Annotated in this window: 1 protein-coding gene; it reads left to right on the forward strand. The window is 52.7% G+C overall.

Annotation, left to right across the window (positions count from 1 at the left end; translation table 11 throughout):
- The first annotated feature begins 138 nt into the window (after nt 1-138).
- Nucleotides 139-1,293 carry an ABC transporter substrate-binding protein gene (locus tag Q0176_RS10695; RefSeq protein WP_299302745.1) on the forward strand — a complete coding sequence of 385 codons (1,155 nt, stop codon included), beginning with the start codon at nt 139-141 and terminating at the stop codon, nt 1,291-1,293.
- Nucleotides 1,294-1,342 lie beyond the last annotated feature (49 nt).

Consider the following 1,342-nt stretch of genomic DNA (forward strand, 5'->3'; position numbering starts at 1 on the left):
TTTTTTTCAATATAATCATGAACTTAATTTTACTATTGATATATTTTATAAACTATGTTATTCTCTCCTGCAGCTTTCGGCAACACAAAGGTGGCTTGGGAAACACTGGGGCTGTCGGTTGAGAAAGGATGATAAGTAATGAAGGTTTTTAAGTTTCTTGGAGGAGCTTGGCTTTTCATCGTGCTTTTCGGAGGGATAAGGTTTGCTTCCGACCCCATCAAGATCGGCTACATTGTCACCCTGACGGGAGAGGGCGCGACCTGGGGTCAGCATGAACGGGATGGGGCTCTGCTGGCCGTCAAGGACATCAACGCGAAAGGGGGCGTACTTGGGCGTCCTCTCGAGCTGGTATGCTACGATATCAAGGGAAAACCCGAGGAGGCTGTCATAGCGGTCCGAAGGCTCATGTACGAGGATAAGGTTGCGGCGGTGGGAGGCAGCAATTACAGCGGTATTCAGATTGCTGTTGCTCCTATTGCGGACAAGGCTCAGGTTCCCATCGTCTCCAGCACCGCATCGAACCTGGCCGTGACCGTGGACCCCGATACGGGAAAAGTTCGGCCCTACATGTTTCGCATCAGCTACACGGACCCCTATCAGGGGATGGTTATAGCGGATTATCTGATCAAGAAGTGTGGGGCAAAAAAACTGGCCATCCTCGGTGACATTGGTGACGCTTACTCGGAGGGCCTGACGGAATACGTCAAGAAGCGGGCGGATGAACTGGGCGTCGAAAATCGGTTTTGGGCCTATCGCGGAGGGGATGTCGATTTTCGGGCTCAGTTGACCGCGGCGAAGGAGTGGGGAGCTGATGCGGTTGCCCTGACGATGCTCTACAAAGAGATGGCGCTGGTCATCAAACAGGCTGCCGAGCTCGACTGGAAACCGTATTTTATGGGGGGCAACGGTTACAGCCCCAACATGTTCGAGATAGCGGGGGAAGCAATGGAGGGAACCTATTGGGTTTATCCGGTGAGCGCCGATGACCCTCTTTTGGATCCCTTCAAGAACGATTATAAAAAAGAGTATGGACGGGATGCGACAGAGGTCATGAACGCAGTGTTCGGATACGACATCGTCTTGATGGTCGCAAACGCCATTGCGTCTGCCGGTTCGGTCGAGGGCTCCGCGGTCCGGGACGCCATCGAGAACACGAAGGATCTGCAGGTAACCCATTTCAAGTGGACGGTCGACAAGGATACTCACAATCCTATGAACAAGCCCGCCTCTATCTTCCAGGCCAAAGGGAACAAACTGGTTTTTCTGGAGAAATGGGAACCGATGGCGAATTGACAGGGCTCTGTGATCCATCGGCTGTGTACAGGGAAGCGCCGATCAAAAC

The organism is uncultured Fretibacterium sp., from assembly GCF_938040765.1.
Classification (GTDB): Bacteria; Synergistota; Synergistia; order Synergistales; family Aminobacteriaceae; genus CAJPSE01.

Coding starts and splice junctions, on each gene's coding strand:
- Q0176_RS10695 (WP_299302745.1), top strand. CDS start 139: ATGAAGGTTTTTAAGTTTCTTGGAGGAGCTTGGCTTTTCATCGTGCTT.